Source organism: Streptomyces sp. NBC_01214 (assembly GCF_026340975.1).
Taxonomy (GTDB): domain Bacteria; phylum Actinomycetota; class Actinomycetes; order Streptomycetales; family Streptomycetaceae; genus Streptomyces.
The window spans coordinates 999,152-1,017,672 of the sequence record NZ_JAPEOS010000002.1; the positions used below are offsets into that span (position 1 = coordinate 999,152).

At 73.3% G+C, this 18,521-nt stretch carries 16 protein-coding genes; 11 read left to right on the forward strand and 5 right to left on the reverse strand.

What is annotated here, in order from left to right:
* Positions 1 to 258 precede the first annotated feature (258 nt).
* The gene (locus OG594_RS29555) at positions 259 to 882 is read right to left on the reverse strand and encodes a hypothetical protein (RefSeq protein WP_266604876.1); all 624 of its coding nucleotides are present in this window, start codon (positions 880 to 882) and stop codon (positions 259 to 261) included.
* 36 nt (positions 883 to 918) lie between these two features.
* Between OG594_RS29555 and OG594_RS29560 the strand changes: the two genes are divergently transcribed.
* The 5 genes from OG594_RS29560 (at position 919) to OG594_RS29580 (ending at position 7,456) form a co-directional block, all read left to right on the forward strand.
* On the forward strand, positions 919 to 2,322 hold the full coding sequence (locus OG594_RS29560; RefSeq protein ID WP_266604878.1) for a hypothetical protein: 1,404 nt from the start codon (positions 919 to 921) through the stop codon (positions 2,320 to 2,322).
* 72 nt (positions 2,323 to 2,394) lie between these two features.
* Positions 2,395 to 3,381, forward strand: coding sequence for a sulfurtransferase (locus tag OG594_RS29565; RefSeq protein ID WP_266604880.1), 987 nt, complete (start codon positions 2,395 to 2,397; stop codon positions 3,379 to 3,381).
* An 86-nt stretch (positions 3,382 to 3,467) separates the two neighbouring features.
* The gene (locus OG594_RS29570) at positions 3,468 to 4,271 is read left to right on the forward strand and encodes a DUF4097 family beta strand repeat-containing protein (protein WP_266604883.1); all 804 of its coding nucleotides are present in this window, start codon (positions 3,468 to 3,470) and stop codon (positions 4,269 to 4,271) included.
* 221 nt (positions 4,272 to 4,492) lie between these two features.
* Positions 4,493 to 6,898: an endopeptidase La gene (lon, locus tag OG594_RS29575; RefSeq protein WP_266604885.1), complete on the forward strand. Its 2,406-nt coding sequence runs from the start codon at positions 4,493 to 4,495 to the stop codon at positions 6,896 to 6,898.
* Positions 6,899 to 7,015: 117 nt separating this feature from the next.
* Complete coding sequence (locus OG594_RS29580) at positions 7,016 to 7,456, forward strand: MarR family winged helix-turn-helix transcriptional regulator (RefSeq protein ID WP_033218751.1); 441 nt, start codon at positions 7,016 to 7,018, stop codon at positions 7,454 to 7,456.
* A 111-nt stretch (positions 7,457 to 7,567) separates the two neighbouring features.
* Here the strand turns inward: OG594_RS29580 and OG594_RS29585 are convergent, their stop codons facing one another.
* A complete protein-coding gene (locus tag OG594_RS29585; RefSeq protein WP_266604887.1) occupies positions 7,568 to 8,344 on the reverse strand; it encodes a protein phosphatase 2C domain-containing protein in 777 nt (258 codons plus the stop codon).
* 397 nt (positions 8,345 to 8,741) lie between these two features.
* On the opposite strand from OG594_RS29585, the gene OG594_RS29590 reads away from it, so the two are divergent.
* From OG594_RS29590 to OG594_RS29610, 5 genes are read left to right on the forward strand one after another with little or no spacing between them, the layout of a single operon-like run.
* The gene (locus OG594_RS29590) at positions 8,742 to 11,837 is read left to right on the forward strand and encodes a nitrate- and nitrite sensing domain-containing protein (RefSeq protein WP_266604889.1); all 3,096 of its coding nucleotides are present in this window, start codon (positions 8,742 to 8,744) and stop codon (positions 11,835 to 11,837) included.
* A complete protein-coding gene (locus OG594_RS29595; protein WP_266604891.1) occupies positions 11,834 to 12,319 on the forward strand; it encodes a roadblock/LC7 domain-containing protein in 486 nt (161 codons plus the stop codon). Before OG594_RS29590 ends, OG594_RS29595 begins: the two co-directional genes overlap by 4 nt.
* Positions 12,316 to 12,705: a DUF742 domain-containing protein gene (locus OG594_RS29600; protein ID WP_266604893.1), complete on the forward strand. Its 390-nt coding sequence runs from the start codon at positions 12,316 to 12,318 to the stop codon at positions 12,703 to 12,705. The genes OG594_RS29595 and OG594_RS29600 overlap by 4 nt, the downstream gene beginning before the upstream one ends.
* Before the next feature lie 7 nt (positions 12,706 to 12,712).
* Positions 12,713 to 13,318, forward strand: a complete 606-nt coding sequence (locus OG594_RS29605) for an ATP/GTP-binding protein (protein ID WP_266604895.1) — start codon at positions 12,713 to 12,715, stop codon at positions 13,316 to 13,318.
* 26 nt (positions 13,319 to 13,344) lie between these two features.
* Positions 13,345 to 14,637, forward strand: coding sequence for a styrene monooxygenase/indole monooxygenase family protein (locus OG594_RS29610; RefSeq protein ID WP_266604897.1), 1,293 nt, complete (start codon positions 13,345 to 13,347; stop codon positions 14,635 to 14,637).
* Here the strand turns inward: OG594_RS29610 and OG594_RS29615 are convergent.
* Positions 14,556 to 15,776, reverse strand: a complete 1,221-nt coding sequence (locus OG594_RS29615; RefSeq protein ID WP_266604899.1) for a C40 family peptidase — start codon at positions 15,774 to 15,776, stop codon at positions 14,556 to 14,558. The two genes, OG594_RS29610 and OG594_RS29615, sit on opposite strands and share 82 nt — an antisense overlap.
* Positions 15,777 to 16,466: 690 nt before the next feature.
* Between OG594_RS29615 and OG594_RS29620 the strand changes: the two genes are divergently transcribed.
* Positions 16,467 to 16,829 (forward strand): DUF1330 domain-containing protein, encoded by a 363-nt coding sequence (locus OG594_RS29620; RefSeq protein WP_266604901.1) that lies wholly within the window; start codon positions 16,467 to 16,469, stop codon positions 16,827 to 16,829.
* A gap of 190 nt (positions 16,830 to 17,019) precedes the next feature.
* Here the strand turns inward: OG594_RS29620 and OG594_RS29625 are convergent, their stop codons facing one another.
* Both OG594_RS29625 and OG594_RS29630 read right to left on the reverse strand, forming a co-directional pair.
* The gene (locus OG594_RS29625; RefSeq protein WP_266604903.1) at positions 17,020 to 17,943 is read right to left on the reverse strand and encodes an RNA polymerase sigma-70 factor; all 924 of its coding nucleotides are present in this window, start codon (positions 17,941 to 17,943) and stop codon (positions 17,020 to 17,022) included.
* Positions 17,944 to 18,020: 77 nt separating this feature from the next.
* Entirely contained in the window at positions 18,021 to 18,494 is a 474-nt protein-coding gene (locus OG594_RS29630; RefSeq protein ID WP_266604905.1) for a carboxymuconolactone decarboxylase family protein, read from the reverse strand.
* Positions 18,495 to 18,521: the final 27 nt, after the last annotated feature.

The following is an 18,521-nucleotide window of genomic DNA, read 5'->3' on the forward strand; positions in this document are numbered from 1 at the left end:
GCCCGCGTACGTCCAGTACACGGGCGCCCCTCCGCCTTGCCCTGCACGGCGCCGGACGCCGCGGGCTCGGCCGACACGATCCAAAAGAGACGACCTAAGGGCTGTCCCGTAATCCCCGGCGGATCAGCGCACGGCGTCAGATGCGGTGCATCGCAAGGCGGAGGGGCGTCCTCATACTGGGCGTATTCGGGCGTTCCGACAACGCAGTGAGGTGCCGTAGCTGTCGTCGTGCGCCCGCCGGGGATTTTGGGACAGCCCTTAGGGGGCGTCCGTGCCGCCGGTGAACGGGGGCAGCGCGTCCAGCACCTTCGTCAGGACCTCCGGCAGGGACCCCTGGTCGCTCGCCACCTCGTGGCCGTCGTGGACGAAGGCGTAGGAGTAGCCGTCGTAGATCGTGGGGCCGCCGGTCGCGACCCGGGGCAGCCGGGCGAAGTCGGCCTCCCGGAGGGCGGTGCGCAGGCGGGTGAGCTCCGCCCCGGACAACTTGCCGGTGCCCGTCGGCTCCGCCCCCGCGTCTAGCCGGGTGAAGGAGCCGTCGCCCTTGATGACGAGGGTGTGGGTCTGCCCGGCGAAGCCGCCGGTCCGGGTGACCCGGAGCAGGGTCTCGCCGGGGGCGGGGACCCGGCCGGCCGTGGGGCTCGTGGTCGGGTCGGCCGGCGCGCCCGTGGTCGCGCCCGGGCTCGTGGTCGCGCCCGGGCTCGTGGTCGCGCCCGGGCTCGTACGCGCGCCCGCGCTCGGGTCCACGGACGCGCTCGCGCTCGTGCCCGGCTCCGTGGAGGGCTTCGGGGCCCGGTCGTCCCCGCCCGCGGCACCCGAGGGCCCGCAGCCCGCCAGGACCACTGCGCTCAGCACCGCCACCGCCACCGCTCTCAACGCGTGCACACCCACCTCCGCAGTGACTCGGGTCCACCCCCGAGTATGGAGTCCGCACACCCGTTGCGACACCTGTCCGTCCCGTCCCGACCGCACGCGGAGGCCGACATCAGCCGGATCGCCCCCTGGCGCCTGCTCCCGCCGCTGCTGGCCGTGCTCCTCGGCCTGTGGGGCCTGGAACGGGGCGGCAGCATGTGGCGCGACGAGTCCGTCACCTGGCAGGTGGCCCACCGGCCGCTCGGCGGGATCGTGGAGCTGCTGGGCCGGGTCGACGCCGTCCACGGCCTGCACTACGTACTCGTGCACGGGGTGTTCCAGGTGTGGGAGGGCGGCCTGTGGGCGCTGCGGCTGCCCTCCGTCGCCGCCACCGCCCTCGCCGCCGCCGGGGTGGCCGCCGTCGCCCACCGGCTCGCGGGGGAGCGGGCCGCGCTCCTCGCGGGCTGCGCGTACGCCGTACTGCCCCCCGTGCAGATGTACGCCCAGGAGGGGCGCTCGTACGCCCTGGTCGCGGCCGCCGTGGTGTGGGCGACGTACCTGATGCTGTGCGAGCGGTGGCCGGCGTACACGGTGGTGCTGCTGATCGGCTGCTGGCTGCACGAGTTCGCCGCGCTCGCCCTGCTCGCCCACGCCTTCACCGCGTGGCGCTCGCGCGGCTGGCGCCGCAGCGCCGCGGTCCTCGTGGTCCTGCTGCTGCCGCTGGCCGTGGTGAGCGCCCGGCAGGCCGAACAGCAGCTCGGCTGGCTCGGGCGGCCGAGCTGGCAGGACTGGGTGGCGTACGCGGTGGTGGGCGCCGCGGCCCTGCTGCTCGCCCGGGGCGCTCCGCCCGACCTCGTACGGGTGGCGCTCCCGCTCGTCCTGCTGCCGCCCGGGGTGTTGATGGTGATCTCCCTGTTCAACCCCTGGTACGTCGACCGGTACGTGATCTACGCGCTGGCCGGGCTCGCCCTGCTGGCGGGGGTCCGGCTCGCGCGGGCCCGCGGGTGGTGGCCGTGGGTGCTGGCGGGCGCGCTCCTGGTGCCGTTCGGCATCTGGTCGGTGTGGCTGCGCACGCCGGAGAGCCGCAAGGACGACGTGCTCGCGGTGGCCGCCGCGGTCCGGGAGCGGGCCCGGCCGGGGGACGCGGTGCTGTTCACGCCCTCGCGCAGGCGCGAGTGGCTGCTGTCCTCGCCCGAGCTCTACGGAGAACTGCGCGACGTGGCCCTGGACCGCACCCCGGCGGCCTCGCGCAGCCTCCAGGGCACCGAGCTGCCCCCGGACCGGATCCGTGCGGCGCTGCTGGCCTCGCCCCGGGTGATCGTGCTGCTGGACCCGGCCGGTCAGCCGCTGGACCCGTACCCGCGGGAGGTGGTCAAGCGGGAGGAGCTGGCCGCCCGCTTCGACCTGTGCTCGATGACCGGGGTGCGCGGCGCCCGGGTGGCGGTCTACGCCCGGCCGGGCGGCTGCGACTGACCCCGGACGGGGAGCCGGGGCGGGCCGCGGCGGAGGATGGGGCGACCCGTGTCGTACAGCCGGAGGTGCCGCATGACCCAGCCCCAGGACGCCGCGTCCGAAGCACGGCCCGCAATACAGCCTGCAATACGGCCCGGGGCAGAGCCCGGGGCAGAGCCCGGGGCAGAGCCCGGGGCAGAGCCCGGGGCACGGTCGCAAGCGCCCGTCGGGCCCCTTCCCGGACCGCTCGTCGGGGTCGACTGGCTCGCCGGACGGCTGGGTGCGCCCGGCCTGGTCGTCTTCGACGCCTCGGTCGGTGCCCACCGCGCCGCGTCCGACCGGATCCCGGGCGCCCGCCCCTTCGACCTCGACGGGCCCCTGTCCGACCACACCGCACCCGTCCCGCACACCATGCCCGGGGCCCCGGAATTCACCGAGGCGATGCGCGCCCTCGGCGTCGAGGACTCGGACACCGTCGTCGTCTACGACGGCGCCGGCGTCTACTCCAGCGCCCGCGCCTGGTGGATGCTGCGCGCCATGGGCTTCGACCGGGCCGCCGTCCTCGACGGCGGACTGCCCGCCTGGACCGCCGCCGGCCTGCCGACCTCGACCACCGGCCCGGCAGGGGTAGCGGGGGGCCGGGGCCCGCGCGGCTCGTTCACCGCCCGGCCCCGGACGGGGCTGCTGGTCGACGGCGCCACCGTCGCGCGGGCCCTGGCCGACCCGGCCGCGGCCGTCCTCGACGCCCGCACGCGGGAACGCTTCGCCGGTACCGCCCCCGAACCCCGCCCGGGCCTGCGCGGCGGCCACATGCCGGGCGCGGTCAACCTGCCGTTCACCGAACTCCAGGACCCGACCGGTCGGATGAGGCCGGTCGGGGAACTGCGCGCGGTCTTCCGGGCGCTGACGGGGGAACGGGACCGGCTCTACTTCAGTTGCGGCTCCGGGGTGACCGCCTGCGTACTGGCCCTGGCCGCCGACCTCGCCGGGTACGAGGAGATCGCCGTGTACGACGGCTCCTGGAGCGAGTGGGGCATGCCCGGCACGCCCTCGGAATTCCCCGTGACCACCGGCCCGTAGCGGACGGGGAACGGGGGGTTAGCCCCACCGGGGGTTCGGGTACGTGCCCCATCGGCCGGGACGCGCTCCCGACCCAGAATCGGTCCATGACCTCTCACACCACGTCCGCCCGCACGGCCCGCACGGCCCGCACGGCCCGCACGGCCCGCACGGCCCGCACCACGATCGCCGCCCTCGGAGCCGGCCTCCTCCTGGCCGGCTGCTCCTTCTCGGGCGGCGCCTTAGCGGACGACGCCTACAAGACGGCGGCCGCCGATGCCACGGTCACCGAGGCGGTCACAGCGGTGAAGGTGACGGGTGCCCGGTCCGGCTCGATCGAAGTCACCCCCGGGGCCGGCCCCGGAGTCACGGTCCACCGCACCGTCCACTACCGCGGGGACACCGTTCCGGCGACCGGCCAGAAGGTCACCGGAGGCGTCCTGACCTTCAGCAACAGCTGCTCCGGGAACTGCTACATCGACTACCGACTGGAGGTACCGGCCGCGGCCACCGTCGAGCTGGAGAGCTCCAGCGGCGCCATCGCGGTGACGGGGGTCGCGGGGGCCGAGGTGGAGGCCGACTCCGGGGCGGTCACGGCCGACCGGATCAGCGGCCCCCTGAAGGTCCGAACCTCCTCGGGCGAGATCACCGCCACCGGCCTGACCGGCCCGAGCGCCGAGATCCGCTCGTCCTCGGGCAACACCCGCCTGGACTTCACGAAGGCCCCGTCAACGGTGCTCGCCGAGACCACCTCGGGCGAAGTCGCCCTGAAGGTCCCGCAGGCCCCGTACCGGATCAAGGTCTCCACCGACTCCGGCGACCGCGACGTCACCCTCGCCGACGAGGCCTCCGCCTCCTCCCGCATCTCGGTGGAGACCTCTTCGGGCGACATCCACATCTCCGCGGTCTGATGTCCGATTTGCCGTGCCCCCCGTAGGACACGTGCGGTGGTGGCGCGGACGATGGCCCACCTCCGCCTCCACCTCCACCTGCACCTCCCGTTCGTCTGTCGAACCACCACCACGGGAGGGGGACAGCTGCGTTCGCCCCGGGCGAACGGGCCTTGGGGAACATCGGGAGGCGCAGATGCATTGAGTCGGCAGAGCTCAACTTCACTGCCGGAGGGAAGATCATGGCTTCGACGTCCGTCACACTCACCCTGCCCGTGCTGCCGCTCGACGACGAGGTCGTGCTGCCCGGAATGGTCGTACCGCTGGACCTGTCCGACGCCGAGGTGCGCGCCGCCGTGGAGGCGGCGCAGGCCGCCGCCGGGAAGAGCGGCAACGGCAAGCCCCGGGTCTTGCTCGTGCCGCGCATCGACGGGACGTACGCGGGGACCGGTGTGCTCGGCACCGTCGAGCAGGTCGGCCGACTCTCCGGCGGGGATCCCGGGGCGCTCATCCGCGGCCTCGGCCGGGTCCGCATCGGGGCCGGGACCACCGGCCCCGGGGCCGCGCTCTGGGTCGAGGGCGAAACCGTCGACGAAACGGTGCCCGATCCGCTGCCCGGGGCGGTCACCGAGCTCGTCAAGGAGTACAAGGCGCTCGCCACCAGCTGGCTCAAGAAGCGCGGCGCCTGGCAGGTCGTGGACCGGGTCCAGCAGATCGAAGGCGTCTCCGCACTCGCGGACAACTCGGGGTACTCGCCCTTCCTGACGGTCGAGCAGAAGGTCGAACTGCTGGAGACCGCCGACCCGGTCGCCCGCCTCAGGCTCGCCGTCAAGGCGCTCAGCGACCACCTCGCCGAGCAGGACGTGGCCGAGTCCATCGCCAAGGACGTCCAGGACGGCGTCGACAAGCAGCAGCGCGAGTTCCTGCTCCGCCGGCAGTTGGAGGCCGTGCGCAAGGAACTGCGCGAGCTGAACGGCGAGAAGGACGGCGAGGAGTCCGACGACTACCGCGCCCGCGTCGAGGCCGCCGACCTCCCCGAGAAGGTCCGGGAAGCCGCGCTCAAGGAGGTCGAGAAGCTGGAGCGGGCCAGCGACCAGAGCCCGGAGGGGTCCTGGATCCGGACCTGGCTGGACACCGTGCTGGAACTGCCCTGGAACGAGCGCACCGAGGACGCGTACGACATCCGGGGGGCCAGGGCCGTGCTCGACGCCGAGCACGCGGGCCTCGGCGACGTGAAGGACCGCATCACGGAGTACCTCGCCGTCCGCAAGCGGCGCGGCGAGCGCGGCATGGGCGTCATCGGGGGCCGGCGAGGGGGCGCCGTGCTCGCGCTCGTGGGCCCGCCCGGTGTCGGAAAGACCTCGCTCGGTGAGAGCGTGGCCCACGCCATGGGCCGCAAGTTCGTCCGCGTCGCCCTCGGCGGCGTCCGCGACGAGGCCGAGATCCGCGGCCACCGCCGGACCTACGTGGGCGCCCTGCCCGGCCGGATCGTCCGGGCGATCAAGGAGGCCGGCTCGATGAACCCGGTCGTCCTCCTCGACGAGATCGACAAGGTGGGCTCCGACTTCCGCGGCGACCCGGCAGCCGCCCTGCTGGAGGTCCTCGACCCGGCGCAGAACCACACCTTCCGCGACCACTACCTGGAGGTGGAACTGGACCTCAGCGACGTCGTCTTCCTGGCCACCGCCAACGTCCTGGAGGCCATCCCCGAGGCCCTGGCCGACCGGATGGAGCTCGTCCGACTCGACGGCTACACCGAGGACGAGAAGGTCGTCATCGCCCGCGACCACCTGCTGCCGCGCCAGCTGGAGCGGGCCGGGCTCGGCTCCGACGAGGTGGTCCTGGAGGAGGACGCCCTGCGCAAGCTGGCCGGGGAGTACACCCGCGAGGCGGGCGTACGCACCCTGGAGCGGTCCCTCGCCCGCCTGCTGCGCAAGGTCGCCTCGCAGCACGAACTGGGGGAGCGGGAGCTGCCCCTGAGCATCGGCGCCGACGACCTGCGGGCCCTGATCGGGCGCCCGCACCACGTACCGGAGTCCGCCCAGGACCCGGCCGAGCGGCGCACCGCAGTCCCCGGCGTGGCCACCGGCCTCGCGGTGACCGGAGCGGGCGGCGACGTGCTGTTCGTGGAGGCCTCGCTGGCCGACCCGGAAACGGGCGGGGCCGGCCTGACCCTCACCGGCCAGCTCGGCGACGTCATGAAGGAGTCGGCGCAGATCGCCCTGAGCTTCCTGCGCTCCCACGGCGCCGAACTGGAGCTCCCGGTCGCCGACCTGAAGGACCGGGGCGTGCACATCCACTTCCCGGCGGGCGCCGTGCCCAAGGACGGCCCGAGCGCGGGCATCACCATGACCACCGCCCTCGCCTCACTGCTCTCCGGGCGGCAGGTGCGCACGGACGTGGCCATGACCGGCGAGGTCTCGCTGACCGGGCGGGTCCTGCCCATCGGCGGGGTGAAGCAGAAGCTGCTGGCCGCGCACCGGGCCGGACTGACCACCGTCATCATCCCCAAGCGCAACGAGGCCGACCTGGACGACGTCCCGACGGAGGTGCTGGAGAAGCTGGAAGTGCACCCGGTGACCGATGTGCGTCAGGTCCTGGAGCTCGCCCTGGCCCGGGCGGAGGCTGCGGTCGTCGCAGCGGCCTGACCCGTGAACACGGCCCGGTGTCCCGCTCCGGCGGGGTACCGGGCCGTCGGCGCGCCCGCTGCGAAATACTGGGCCCGGACCCACGTGGGGTGCCACACATCATCGAAGGAGCGGGACGTGCACGGGAGTGAAGACCAGGAGTTCCTTGCCCTGGAGCGGGAGCTGTCCGTCTTCCTCCGGCGGGCCCGCGCCTCCTCGGGCGAGATGGCCCGCGAGCTCCACCCCGAGCTGGAGCCCGCCGCGTACGGGCTCCTCGTACGCCTGGAGGCGGCCGGCCGGCAGCGGGCCACCGAGCTCGCCGCCTACTTCGGGGTCGGCAAGGCCACCATGAGCCGGCAGCTGCGGGCCCTGGAGGTGCTCGGCCTGGTGGCCCGCGAGCCGGACCCCGCCGACGGCCGGGCCTCCCTGGTCGGCCTCACGGAGGAGGGCCGGGAACGGTTCCTGCGGGTCCGCGGGGCGCGCCGCGAGCAGTACATGCGCAAGCTCGCGGACTGGGACCGCGGCGAGGTGGCGGAACTGGCCCGGCTGCTGAACCAGTTGAACGCGGGCGGGGAATAGGGCGTCGCAACGGCCGCGCCCAGGCGGGGCCGCTCGCAGTCGGGACCGCTCGGACGCGGGACCGCTCGGACTCGGGACCGCTCGGGGTGCGCCGCACAGGGGTGGGACCGTTCAGAGCTCCGCGTAGACCGCCGACGCGTCGTCGTGCCGCTTGGACCGGGCCGCCGACGGGCGGGCCGCGTCGGACTCGATGGCGCGCACCCGGCCGATCAGACCCTGAGCGCCCTCCTTCCGCAGCACCGCCAGGCAGTCCGCCCAGTCGCCCTGCCCGAAGGTGTCGGTCCACCGGCTCGCCCCGTCCGTGAGCGCGGCCAGCGCCCGCACCCGCCCGCGCGGGGTGCGCCCCGTCACCGCCCGGGCCGCCACCGCCGGGTCCGCGGCCGCCGTGAAGAAGCCGCCCTCCGCGTTGCGCAGGGCGTCCGTCGCGGCCACCGAGCGCAGCACCTCCGGCGGGATCCGGTCCAGTCGGTCGTCGAGCACCGCCGTCACCTCGCCGTCGGGCGCCTGTAGGAGCAGTACGGAGTCCGAGAGGACGAGGTGTTCCACGTACTCCGCGTCCCAGCGGACCACGACGACCGTCGCCTGCGGGGTGCGCACGTGAGAAAGGTCACAGGTGTCACGGTGGGCGTCGGCCGTGGCGCGGACGGACTCGGCCAGAACCTGATCGAGCGGCATGTCCCGCCGCGATCCGGACAGTTCGGTCAATCGGCCGCCGAGGCGGGCCGCGAACCAGGGCACTCCGTGCACGCATCCGTCGTCGCCGCGCGGCGGGGTGACCCCGTCCAGGAGCACCAGGACGCCGCCTCCCGAAGCGGGGATCGCGGCCGACACCCAGTCCTCATTGGGGCGTTCCTGGTGGCCGGGGGCCGAGGCGAGGTCGATGCGCATGCCCGCATTCTGCCGCGCGGGAGGCGGTGGGCGCGGGTAGGTCCGTACCAAATCGGCCGCGCCGGGGCGGCTCCGCACGCCGGCCGCACGGGGCGGGCAGAGGGGGTCGCGCCGGCGGGTCGGTCGTGTGGGCGGGCATCCTGCCAAAGCCCGTATCGATCTTTCAACCACCTGTCCATGGAGGCGCCCCGGCACGGGGTGCCCGAGTTGGTCGGCAACTCATCCGTGATGTTCACTCGTTCGGGTGGCCGGTTGGGCGATGTGCGGCTCTCTCCCCAGCACGCTGCAAAGGTCTGAGGCGGTACGAGGGAGCAGGGGGCGTTTACTTGTTGACCGGCCGTTACCTCGGCCACACGAGTAGACGATCAAGAGCACACGTACAGGATTGCGAGCACCGGTGCAGAAGAAGCGGTCTCGGAAGAACGGCACCGCCGCCGACGGCCCGGCCCCCGCAGGACGCCGCGTCCGCGTGCGCCGCAGGCTGGTCATCGGCGTTGCCGTCGCCGGCCTCACCGTCCTCGCGGCAGGCGCGCCCGCCGTCGTCTCCGCCTCGAGGGAACTGAACGACTCCCAGCACCTGGTCACCCTCGCGGAACAGACCCGGCAGACCCTCACCCTCACGCACCTCCTCGGTGACGAGCGTGACGCGGTCGTCGAGTACGCCGCCAAGGGTCGGCCCGGCGCGGCCAAGGGGCCCGTCCAGGAACGCATCGCCGGGACCGACCGGCAGCTCGCCGAGGTCCAGGCCGAGGCCGACGAAGCGACCGCCCAGGCCCTCGCCCGCGTACGGACCGTCCGCGCCGAGGCCGTCGACGGCAAGGGCAGCGCCCTCGCCGTCCACCAGGCCTACGCCGGGGTCATCGCGGAACTCCTCGCCCCGAACGACCGGCTCGCCGAGCTGACCCCGCCGCGCGCCGAGGCCGCCCTCACCACCACCCGCCCGCTGGCCCCGCTGAGCCAGGCCGTGGAACAGGCCTCGGCCACCCGCGGGCTGCTGCTCGCCGCGCTGGCCGTCCCCCGCGGCGACCAGCCCCCCAACGCGGCCGTGGTCGACGAACTCACCACCGCCGCCCAGCGGACGCGCGTACGCGAGCAGGCCGCCCTCGACGACTTCGCGCGGGCCGCGCGGCCCGACGTGCGCCAGACCCTGGCCGCCACCGTCACCGGCCCCGAGGTCAAGACGGCCGACGACTTCCTCAAACGGCTCACCGACCGGCCCACGCTGACGCCCGCCGACCGCAAGACGGACGGGCCCACCGTCGGCACCGCGTTGACCGCCCGCATCGACCGCATGCGCACCGTGGAGGCCACCCTCGCGAGTGAACGGGCCTCCGCCCTGGCCGCGCTGCGCGACGACGACGTGACCCGGCTCGAACTCGTGATCGCTTTCATGGGCGTGCTGTTCCTGCTCGTCGTCGGCGTCTCGACCGCCGTGGCGCGGTCGCTGACCCGGCCGCTGTCGGTCCTGCGCCGCGGCGCGGAGCGGCTGGCCACGCCGGAGGGCTCGGTCGAACCGGTGCGGTTCACCGGCCGCAACGACGAGTTCGCCGAGGTCGTGCGCCACCTGAACGCGGTGCGCGACCAGACGGTCTCCCTGCACACCCGGATCGCCGGGCTCGACGCCGACCGGCGCCGGATCATCGGTCGCAGCGAGGCGTTGGCCGCCGGCCGGGACGTGCTGGAAGAGGAGCTGACGAAGCTGCGGGCGGGGCTGGAGGAGCACCGGCGCATCATGTCGACGACCTCCGTCTCGCTGTCGCTGCGGACCCTGGGCCTGGTGGAGCGCCAGCTCGCGGTCATCGAGGAACTGGAGTCCAAGGAACAGGACCCCGACCGGCTGGCGACCCTCTTCAAGCTGGACCACCTCGCGACCGTGATGCGCCGCCACAACGAGAACCTGCTGGTCCTCGCCGGGCAGGAACACGGACACGGGCAGGGCCTGCCGGTGCCGCTGGTCGACGTGATGCGGGCCGCCGTCAGCGAGATCGAGCGCTACGAGCGCGTCGACCTCGCCGTGCTGCCCTCGTACACCCAGGTCGCGGGGCACGCCGCCGACGACATCTCGCACGTACTGGCCGAGCTGCTGGAGAACGCGACCACCTTCTCCCCGCCGGAGGTCAAGGTGAAGGTGTCCTGCTGGCAGGAGGGCGCCGGCGACGTGGTGCTGTCCGTCGTGGACGAGGGCATCGGCATCACCGAGGACCGCCTGGAGTCGCTGAACACCCGGCTGTCCACGCCCGAGGCCTACGACGAGGAAACCGAGGCGGAACACGGGCTCGGCCTGGGCCTGTACGTGGCCGGACGGCTCGCGGCACGGCACGGGGTCACCGCCGAGCTGCGCACCCCGCGGCACGGCGGGACCGAGGCCCTGGTGGTCATCCCGGTGGCGCTGCTTCCCACCACCCCGGTGGTCTCACCGGTGCACACCCTGGCCATGCCGGGCGGGCCCGCGCTGCGGCTGCCGGGAGTGATAGCGGAGGCGAACGAGAACACGCTGCCGGCACGGCGGCGGGGGACGCATGCCGCTCCGGACCCGGACGCGGATGCGGACCCGCGCGCGGATGCGGACCCGCGCGCGGATGCGGACCCGCATGCGGATGCGGATGCGGATGCGGATGTCGCCACGGAGGCGGCTGCGGAAGTAGAGCCCGAGGTCGAGCCCGAGGTCGAGCCCGAGGTCGAGACCAAGGCCGAGACCAAGGCCGAGGCCGCGGTCGCCGTCGAAGGCCTCGCCGAGGAGCCGGTCGTCCCGGTCGCCGTCGAGCCGGAACCGGCCACGGAGCCGGAGCCAGAGCCGGAACCGGAGCCGGCCACGGAGCCCGCCGTCGCGGCGGTCCCGATCACCCTGGCCGAAGCCCTGGCGGGCCCCGCCGTCGTCGCCGAGGCCCCGGCGGAGCCGGAGCCGGTCCCCGCCGACCAGGTGTTCGTGGCCGAGCCCCCGGCAGGGGACGGGCCCACCCCCGAGGAACAGCTGCTCGCGCGGGTCGTCCCCGACGTCGAGCCGGCCGCCCCCGGTGCGGCGGACCCCGCCGGGGAGGTCCCGACCGCGGCGCACCCCGCCGCGCCCGTGGCCGACGTACCCGAAGCCGAACCGGAGGCGGAGCCGCACACCCACGCCCCGGCCGAGGGCAACTGGCTCCCCCGCCAGGGCAGCCACCCGGCCGACCAGGCGGAGGGCGAAGGCGCCGTCACCGACAAGGGCCTGCCCAAGCGGACCCCGCGCACCGTCCCCGCCAAGCGTGCGGCCCGTGACGACGTACGGTCCGAGCCGCCACGCCGGGTCGACGCCGAGGAGCTGCGGCGCCGGCTCGGAGGCTTCTACCAGGGAGCCCAGGACGGACGGCGCGTCGTCGCCGCCGAACTCGCCCAGGACCAGGGGCCCGACCACGCCCCTGACCCGGCGCTCGACCAGGCCCTCGACCAGGGGCCGACGGAGCGGCAGGGCCAGAGCAAGACCGACCGGGGGGACACCGCACAGGAGGCACGCACATGACCGCGCCCAGTACGTACGGACTGAGCACTCAGGCCCGCAACCTGCAGTGGCTGCTGACCGACCTGGTCGAGGAGGTGCCCGGCGTCAACTCCGTCGCCGTCGTCTCCTCGGACGGACTGCTGCTCCTGTCCTCCGACCCGGGTGCGGGCGCGGCCGAACCGGCCGACCGGCCGCGGCCCAGGGGCCCGCGCGGCGCGTCCGCCGACCTCGCCACCATCGTCTCCGGCCTCGGCAGCCTCACCACCGGCGCCGCCGCCCTCATGGAGTGCGGCTCGGTCAAGCAGACCATGGTGGCGATGGAGCACGGCTCGGTCTTCGTCATGGCGATCAGCGACGGCTCACTGTTGGGCGTGCACGCCACCCCCGATTGCGACATGAGCGTCGTCGCGTACCACATGGCCCTGTTCGTCGGCCGCGCCGGCCACGTCCTGACCCCCGAAGTCCGCAGCGAGCTGCGCCAGTCGATGGAGAACACCCCGTGAGGAGTACGGCCTCCGAGCGGCTGCCGATACGCGGCGCCGACCGCCGCCCCGCCCGCGTCCGCCCGTACTCCCTCACGGGCGGCCGCACCCGCTTCACGCAGGTCCTGCACGTGGAAACGTTCGTCGCCACCCTGGACACGAAGGTCTCCGAGCCGCAGAAGCCCGACCGCATGCCCGAGATGCCGGCCATCGTCGAGGTCTGCCGCCGCATGCGGACGATCGCCGAGATAGCCGCGCTACTGAAGCTCCCGCTCGGCGTGGTCCGGGTGCTGGTCAGCGACCTCGCCGACCAGGGACGGGTCCGCGTCTACGCAACGGGCCACGGCAGCGGCCGTCCCGAACGCGCGCTGCTGGAAAGGGTGCTCAGTGGTCTTCGCCGTCTCTGACAATCCGGTGTCCCTGCCGCAGTCGGACGACGAGCCGGCCCAGCCCTGGCAGTACGACCGCTCCCGCGCACCCGTCGCCGTCAAGGTGCTGGTCGCGGGCGGTTTCGGCGTCGGGAAGACCACCTTCGTCTCCTCCGTCTCCGAGATCACCCCGCTGCGTACCGAGGCGGTGATGACCCAGGCGAGCGCCCCGACCGACGACCTGTCCGGCACCCCCGACAAGAACACCACCACCGTCGCCATGGACTTCGGCCGCGTCACCCTCGACGACGACCTCGTCCTCTACGTGTACGGGACCCCCGGCCAGAAGCGGTTCTGGTTCATGTGGGACGACCTGGTGCGCGGCGCCATCGGCGGTCTCGTCCTCGCCGACACCCGCCGCCTGCGCGACTGCTTCCCGGCCCTCGACTACTTCGAGACCTGCGGGCTCCCGTACGCCGTCGCCGTCAACCACTTCGACGGCTCGCAGTCGTACGAGCCCGAGGACGTGCGCGAGGCGCTCAGCGTCCCGCCCCACGTACCCGTCGTGATCATGGACGCGCGGCGCCGCGACACGGTGGTCGAATCCCTCCTCGCCCTGGTGGGCCACGCCCTCGACACCACCCCCGAATAGAGCACCCCGAACGGAGAGCGTGAGAGATGCGCAAGATACTTGTCGTGGGAGCCGGTCAGTCCGGTCTCCAGCTCGCCCTCGGACTCCAGTCGAAGGGGTACGAGGTCACCCTCATGTCCAACCGGACGGCGGACGAGATCCGCACCGGGCGGGTGATGTCCACCCAGTGCATGTTCGACACGGCCCTACAGCACGAGCGCGACCTCCAGATCAACTTCTGGGAGCAGCAGGCCCCGAAGATCGAGGGCCTCGGCGTCTCCGTCGCCACCCCCGACGCCGGCCGCGCCATCGACTGGCTCGGCAGGCTCAAGGGGTACGCGCAGTCCGTCGACCAGCGCGTGAAGATGGCCGGCTGGCTCGACACGTTCGTGCAGCGGGGCGGGCAGCTCGTCATCCACGGCGCCTCGGTCGCCGACCTCGACTTCTTCTCCCGCACGTACGACCTGGTGCTGGTCGCCGCCGGCAAGGGCGAGCTCGTCTCGATGTTCGGGCGGGACGCGGCGCGTTCCCCGTACGACGCCCCGCAGCGCGCGCTGGCCGTCGCCTACGTGCACGGCCTGGGCCCGCGCCCGGAGCACCCGGAGACCGAAGCGGTCCGCTGCAACCTGGTCCCGGGCGTCGGCGAGCTGTTCGTCATGCCCACCCTGACCACCTCGGGCCGGGCGGACATCCTGTTCTGGGAGGGCATCCCGGGCGGTCCGCTGGACGTCTTCAACGGCGTCAAGGACCCGGCGGAGCACCTGGCGCTCACGCTGGAGCTGATGGAGAAGTTCGTGCCGTGGGAGTACTCCCGGGCGACGAAGGTGGAGCTGACGGACGCGGGCGCCACGCTCGCCGGGCGCTACGCGCCGATCGTCCGCAACCCGATCGGACGTCTCCCCGGCGGAGGCCTGGTGCTGGGCGTCGCGGACGTGGTCGTCGCGAACGACCCGATCACCGGTCAGGGCTCGAACTCGGCCGCGAAGTGCGCCGCCTCGTACCTGTCGTCGATCCTGATGCACGGGGACAAGCCGTTCGACGAGGCCTGGATGAAGGCCACCTTCGACAAGTACTGGTTCACCACGGGCAAGCCGGTGACCCAGTGGACGAACGCGATGCTGGGCGTCCCGCCGGAGCACGTACTGAACCTGATCGGCGCGGCCGGGCAGCTCCAGCCGGTGGCGAATCGATTCGCCAACGGCTTCGACAACCCGGCCGACTTCGACGCGTACTTCTACGACCCCGAGGACACCGCCGACTACCTGGCGGAGGTCGCGGCGTCGGCGGCGTCCGTGGCGTCGTCGGTGTCCGCGGCGTCCGGGGCTTCCTCGGCGGAGTAGCCGGCATCGGCCCCCGCCCCGCCCGTCGCCGCCTTGGGCAGCTTGGGCAGCTCGGGCAGTTCGGGCGGGGTGAACTCCGCGAGCGGCGCGCCGTCCGGGTCCGGCCGGACGGCGCCCAGCAGCGGGTTCGCGGCGATCGGCGACACCTTGACCAGGGCCCCCGGCCGCGGCGCCTGGATCACCTTGCCGTCGCCGACGTACAGGCCCACATGGGTGGCCTTGGGGAAGTAGACCACCAGGTCCCCGGGGCGCAGCCGGTTCAGCGGCACCTTCGGCAGCTGGGCCCACTGCTCCTGACTCGTTCGCGGGATGGTGCGCCCCGCGTGCGCCCAGGCCTGCGAGGTCAGCCCGGAGCAGTCGAAGGCCCCCGGCCCCTCGGCGCCCCAGACGTACGGCTTGCCGATCTGGGCCGCCGCGTAGGTGAGGGCGGCGCCACCGGCCGCCGTGGGGGTGCCCGTACGGGCGGGCAGCCGGCCCGAACCGACCAGGTCCCGCTGCGCGGCGGCGGTGTTCTCGGCCTCCTGCGCGCCGAGCCGGTCGAGCTGGTCCGGGGTCAGGGCGGCGAGCAGCCGCTCGACCTCCTTGAGCTGCGCCGCGACCTCGTCCTTGTGGAGCTTCTGCTGCGCGGCCAGGGCCTGCCGGGTGTCCAGGGCCTCGCGGGCCCGGACGGCGAGCGCGTCGGCCTTCTTCTCGCCCCGGGCGAGCCGGGCCAGTACGCCCGCCCGCCGGGCGCCCTCGCGGGCGGCGAGCCGGTGTTGGTCCAGGGCGGCCTGCGGGTTCCCGGCGAGCAGCATCCGTGCGTACGGGGACAGCCCTTGGCCGCCCTGGTACTGCTCCCGGGCGAGCCGTCCGGCGAGGGCCCGCGCGGAGTCGAGCGCCGTACGGGCCTTGCCGAGTTCGGTGGCGCGCCGCCGCTCCTCGGCTTGGCCGGCCCGGAGGGCCACGTCGGTGGCGTTGTAGGCCTCGCTGGCCTCCTCGGCCTTCTGGTACAGGCCCTGTAGGCGGGTGAGCAGCACCCCGACGGACTCCCCCTCGGGAACCCCCGGCTCGGCCCCGGCCCCGGGAACCGGCCCGGCGACGACGAGCAGTGCGGCGACGCAGACGGCGCGAAGCGGTCGACATGACGGCCGATGTGACATGGGATCACCTCCGAGGCGGCCGATGCTGCCACGCCCGGTATGACAAATCCCCCTGCGGAGTCGGCCGGTCGCCGGACCTCACCCGGTTGGGGGTGGGGTGGGGCGGGGTGGGGTGGGGGCTTCGGGGGCGGGAGCCTCTCGGGGGGCATCAGGGATGGGTATGGGGGTTTCCCGTCAGTCTCATCGTCCCTCCGGTTCGGGCCGGTCCCTCAAGGGCGCTCCTTCGTCGCGTCGCTTCGCGATGGCCTCCGGCCACCCTTGACCGACCGTCCCGCCCCGGAGAACCGAAGACCGCCGGGAACCCCCCAAAAGAACGGGCCGGGCTTTCCTTTCCAGGGACGGGCGGTCGGAGACACCCATCCCTGTCGGGCGCGAACAGCCAGCCACGACCGAGAGACGGGCCCATCCAGGCCCGGGCCCCGGGTCGGGGGAGCGCGGCCGATCGCTACACGCTTTTTGTCCTTTAGCGTCCGACGGCCGTCCGGGGTGAGAGCTCGCTGACCCGCATCCACGACGAAATTGCCGCTGTCCCCAGCTTCTTCACCCAGGTCACCCGTCAGGCGCTTCCCAACCCGTCAGGTGCTTCCCAAGAGGAGTGCCTCCATTACCTCCGGGGTAATCGCACCGCCCAAGGGCCCTCAGCTACGTTCTCTCGGTCATCACGCACCCCAGGAACGAAGGAGCCCCGTGGTGCCTGCTTACGGCTTCGCCCATCTCCGCAGCCGCCGGAACCACTCCGACGTCATCGAGTACCTGGAGAGGATCCAGGCGACTCTCGACCCCTTCGCCGGCCGCTTCGTCATCCACGGCCCGCCGGCCGAAGTCGTAGAGGGGAGTTGGCCCGGCAGCATGGTGCTGATCGAGTTCCCCAGTCTGACCGAAGCCCGTGCCTGGTACGACTCTCCCGCCTACCGGAGCATCCTGCACCTGCGCACCGACCACATCGAAGGCGACCTGCTGCTGATCGAAGGTGTCGGGCCGAACTACCACCCGGCCGAACGAGCTCGCAAGCTACAAGAAACAGCTGGTCGAGCCCGCCGGTCGAGCACATAGTCCGGCAGTCGTTGGAAGCAGAACCCCGTTGATCGCGCTCACGGAAGAATTCACGTATTCCGAGGGAACGTTTTGCTGGGACGGCTCCTCACCAGGTCGACGGAATCCTCTCGCCGACGTAGGAGAACCCGTGCCGTACCGGCCCCCCGCCCCGGTCGCGGAGCCCCGGCCCCGGAGCCGCGGGCTTGCGTCATCTCGACGCGCGGCGCGTCTTGCGGATCTCGCGGTTGATCGCCCAGGCGTCGGCGACCGGGCCCAGGTGGGCGAGCTTGTCGGGGTTGACCACCGAGCGGATGGTCCGGATCCGGCCGTCGAGCATCTCGAAGGCCAGGACGTGGAGCACCTTGCCGTCGGGGGTGCGGACGATCGCGCCCGGCTCGCCGTTCACGTCGTGGGGCTCGGACGTCACGCCGATCCGCAGCAGTTGGGGGAAGACCGAGGCGAGCAGACGGGCCACGTTCTCCGCGCCGGTGATGGCCCTGGCCAGCTGCGGGGCCTTGCCGCCGCCGTCCCCGACCAGTTGGACGTCGGCCGCGAGCAGCTGCTGCAGTCCGCCGACGTCGCCGTCCTTCATCGCGTCCAGGAACCGCGTCGCCAGTTCCCGTCGTTCCTCGCGGTCCGCCTGGAACCGCGGCTGCCCGGCCGCCATGTGCTGCCGCGCCCGTACCAGCAGCTGTCGGCAGGCGGCCTCGGACCGGCCCACCGCGGTGGCGACCTCGTCGAAGCCGAAGGCGAAGACCTCCCGCAGGACGAACACCGAGCGCTCCAGCGGGCTGAGCCGCTCCAGGAGCAGCAGCGCGGCCATCGACACCGAGTCCGCCAGCTCCACCGACCGGGCCGGGTCGGTGTACGGATCGTCGAGCAGGGGCTCGGGGAACCACGGCCCGACGTACTCCTCGCGCCGCACCCGCGCGGAACGCAGTACGTCGATCGACAGCCGGGTCACCGTCGTCGACAGGAAGGCCTTGGTGGACGCGGGCCGGGTCGCCGAGGCGTCGAAACGCAGCCAGGTCTCCTGCACCGCGTCCTCGGCCTCGCTCACACTGCCCAGAATCCGGTACGCGATCGAGAACAGCAGCGACCGCAGATCTTCGAACTCCTCGACCTTGCTCATGCGGCTCTCCTCCCCCGGACGGTCTTGAACGATCATCAAGGTGGCGCGCGGGGGAGGGCAAGCCTTTGCCGGACCGCTCAGCGGAACTGCCCCGCCACGTAGGTGCCGGCCGGCTGCTGGGTGATCACGTTGATCCGGTTCGCCAGGTTCATGAGGGCGATCAGCAGCACCAGGGCGTTGAGTTCCTCCTCGTCGTAGTGCTTGGCGGCCCGTGCCCACACCTCGTCGGCCACTCCGCCGGCCCCGTCCGCGGTCCGGGTCCCTTCCTCCGCCAGTTCCAGCGCGGCGCGCTCGGCGTCGGTGAAGACCGTGGCCTCCCGCCACGCCGCCACCAGGTGCAGCCGTACCGGGGTCTCGCCGGCGGCGGTGGCCTCCTTGGTGTGCATGTCGATGCAGACGGCGCAGCCGTTGATCTGGCTCACCCGCAGCGACACCAGCTCCTGGGTCGCGGCGGGCAGCGGCGAGTCCTTGATCACCTTGCCCGCCGACATGAGGTGCTTGAGGGCCTTCCCGGTGGTCGGGCCGGCGAAGAGGTTCAGTCGCGCGTCCATGGTGTGCTCCTCGGTGGTCGTCGTCGT